3 protein-coding genes are annotated in these 2,521 nt (G+C 74.1%); 2 read left to right on the top strand and 1 reads right to left on the bottom strand.

Annotated features, from left to right (window positions below; genetic code table 11):
• Positions 1-123 precede the first annotated feature (123 nt).
• On the bottom strand, positions 124-984 hold the full coding sequence (locus ACFQ87_RS45595) for an NAD(P)H-binding protein (protein WP_380616945.1): 861 nt from the start codon (positions 982-984) through the stop codon (positions 124-126).
• A gap of 506 nt (positions 985-1,490) precedes the next feature.
• Between ACFQ87_RS45595 and ACFQ87_RS45590 the strand changes: the two genes are divergently transcribed.
• The gene (locus tag ACFQ87_RS45590; RefSeq protein WP_380616944.1) at positions 1,491-2,156 is read left to right on the top strand and encodes an ATP-binding protein; all 666 of its coding nucleotides are present in this window, start codon (positions 1,491-1,493) and stop codon (positions 2,154-2,156) included.
• An 81-nt stretch (positions 2,157-2,237) separates the two neighbouring features.
• On the top strand, positions 2,238-2,480 hold the full coding sequence (locus tag ACFQ87_RS45585; protein ID WP_380616943.1) for a plasmid mobilization protein: 243 nt from the start codon (positions 2,238-2,240) through the stop codon (positions 2,478-2,480).
• Positions 2,481-2,521: the final 41 nt, after the last annotated feature.

The raw sequence follows: 2,521 nt of genomic DNA, 5'->3' as shown, positions 1-2,521 counted from the left end.
TGAGGATGGCGGCGCTTAATTCGGAGCTGTGAGACCGCAGCCGGGGCCGGGGACGCCACGAAAGTGGGGAGTGACGGCGCGCCCGTACGGCTGTCGGGCGGTGGTTCAGGCGGTGGCGGTGCTTCAGGCGCGGAAGACGTCCGCGTGCTCCGCGGCGAACTCGGCGAAGGAGCGCGGCCGGCGGCCGGTCAGTTTCTCCACGTCCGAGCTGACCGCCGAGGCCTGCCCGGCGGCGTACAGCCCGTACAGCTCGACCATGCCCTCGGCCCGCCACGCCGGCCAGCCCGCGCCGAGCATCCCGGCCAGCGCCTGCTCCGGCGCGAGCGCGGAGTACGACACCGGGCGGCCCGCGACGGCGGCCAGCTGCTCGGCCAGCTCCCCGTGGGTGAGCCCGGCCGGGCCGGTGAGGGTGTAGATCGCGCCCTCGTGCCCGTCGGTGGCCAGGACCTCGACGGCCGCCGCCGCGACGTCCCGGGCGTCCACGTACGACACCGCGGCCTCGCCGCCCGGCACGGCCAGGGTCCCGGCCTTGACCGGCTCGGCCATGCCGAGGAAGTTCTGGTAGAAGCCGTTCGGCCCGAGCACCGTCCACGGCAGGCCGGAGGCCTTCAGGTGGTCCAGGCCCGCGACGTGCGCGCCGACGAAGCGCACGCCCTCCGGCCGGTACTCGACGCCGGCCGCGGCGTGCAGCACGATCCGTGGGCGGCGGCCCGTACGGACGGCGGCGTCGACCACGTTCCGCTCGTGGGCGGCCATCTCCGGGTGCACCGCCACCAGCAGGTAGACGGTGTCGGCCCCGGCGAGGGCCGCGTCCAGCGAGTCCGGGTCGGCGAAGTCGGCGGCCACCCGCTCGACCGCCTCGTCCCACTCGGCCGGGCCCTCGGACCCGGCGCGCACCAGTGCTCGAACCGCCTGGCCGCGCTCACGCAGCCCCACGACCACCTTGGAGCCGACCGTACCGGTGGCGCCCGTCACGACGATCACGGATGTTTCTCCTTGTTTCCCCGTCGTTCCCCGTTTGCGACGCGGACCTGATTCCGCGTCAGGTGGATGATCGCAGCCGGGCGGTGGAGGATCAAGGTCGGGTTCCCGGTGGAGGTTTGGCGGACGCTCCGACAAGCACGGGGCCCTGCCGTTCCTCGACTTGCCGCGATCCGGGCGCTCGGACGGATCCGGCCTGGTCACCTTCCGGATACGTGCCCGGACGCCCCCCGTCCGGACACCCCGCCCGGGCGGGGCGGGTTCGACGTTTCCGCGTACGGCCGGCAGGTGGCGGCCGAGGGCCAGTGCGGCGAGCGCCGCCAGCAGCGCGCACGCGCCCCACCAGCCCGCCCGGCCCCAGAGCCGCACCCCGAGCCACGAACCGGCGCTGCCGCCCAGGCAGGAACAGGCCATGTAGGCGGTCTTGAACCGACTCAGGGCGTTGGGCGACCAGTTGGTGGCGGGGGTCGGGGAGGGGTGACGGCCGCCGCCAGGGGGATACTCCTCGGATGAACGGATCAAGGGCCACCTGGACCAACACCACCCACGACTGGGCCGCCGCCGTGGACGCGGAGCACCTCGCCGGCATCCGCCGCGACGCCGGGGGCTTCACGCCGGGCGGGGCGGAACACCTCGTCCTGGAAGTGCTCGCGTACGCGGCCGACGAGGCGGCCAGCCGGGGCGCGGGGCGATGCGTCGTCACCCTGCACGCCGACGGCTCGGTCTCCGTACGGGACGACGGGCGGGGCACCGACACCCGGGTCGACGAGCGCGGTGAGGTGGTCAAGAAGCCGGTCATGGCGACCAAGGACCTGCGCTTCTTCGATTCTCCGGAGAACTCCTCGGAGGGCTCCACGGACGGCTCCCCGGAGGCGGAGAGGCTCCCGAACGGGCGGCTGCGCCGGGGCATGTCCGTCGTCGCGGCGCTCAGCACCCGGCTGCTCCACACCAATCGCCGCCACAACGGCGCCTGGACCCAGCGCTACGAGCACGGCATCCCGGTGACCGGCCTCGACCCGATCGAGCACGACGGCACCACCGGCACCTGCGTGACCTTCCTGCCGGACGCATCGTTGGTCCCGCAGAGCCCGGTGGACGTGCACCGGCTGGCCCGGTGGGCGGCGCACTGGCCCGCCCTGGACGTCCGGGTCGAGGACCGCCGGGACGACGGCTAGCAGGAGCGGGCGGGCATGAGCGTGACTGGCGCTTCGGAGCCCGCCTTGTAGCGGACACTACGCATCGCTACGCTCGCCGCTATGAAGCAGCTGAACGTCCGACTGGACGACGCCGTGCACGAGGCCCTGGAGCAGCGCGCCGAGGCGGCCGGGATGAGCCTGCCGGACTACGCGCGCAAGGTGCTGGCGGAGGAGGCGGACGAGCGGCGGGAGCGGTTCCTGACCGCGGCGGCGCACTTCGCGCAGGCCTGGGGGCCCGCGTTCGAGGCGGAGTTCGGGCCGTATCCGCGGAGCGCCCGCGAGGCCACGGCGGACGCGGCGTGATCCTGCGGATCGACCGGGTCTGGCTGCTGGACATCGCCAAC

The organism is Kitasatospora sp. NPDC056531, assembly GCF_042794375.1.
Lineage (GTDB): Bacteria > Actinomycetota > Actinomycetes > Streptomycetales > Streptomycetaceae > Kitasatospora.
The sequence above is the reverse complement of the archived record's forward strand: the minus strand, read 5'-3'. Positions and strand labels throughout refer to the sequence as shown.

Bases quoted from the DNA above. Each gene is read 5' to 3' on its own strand.
- ACFQ87_RS45590 (WP_380616944.1), top strand. From the start codon at position 1,491: ATGAACGGATCAAGGGCCACCTGGACCAACACCACCCACGACTGGGCC.
- ACFQ87_RS45585 (WP_380616943.1), top strand. From the start codon at position 2,238: ATGAAGCAGCTGAACGTCCGACTGGACGACGCCGTGCACGAGGCCCTG.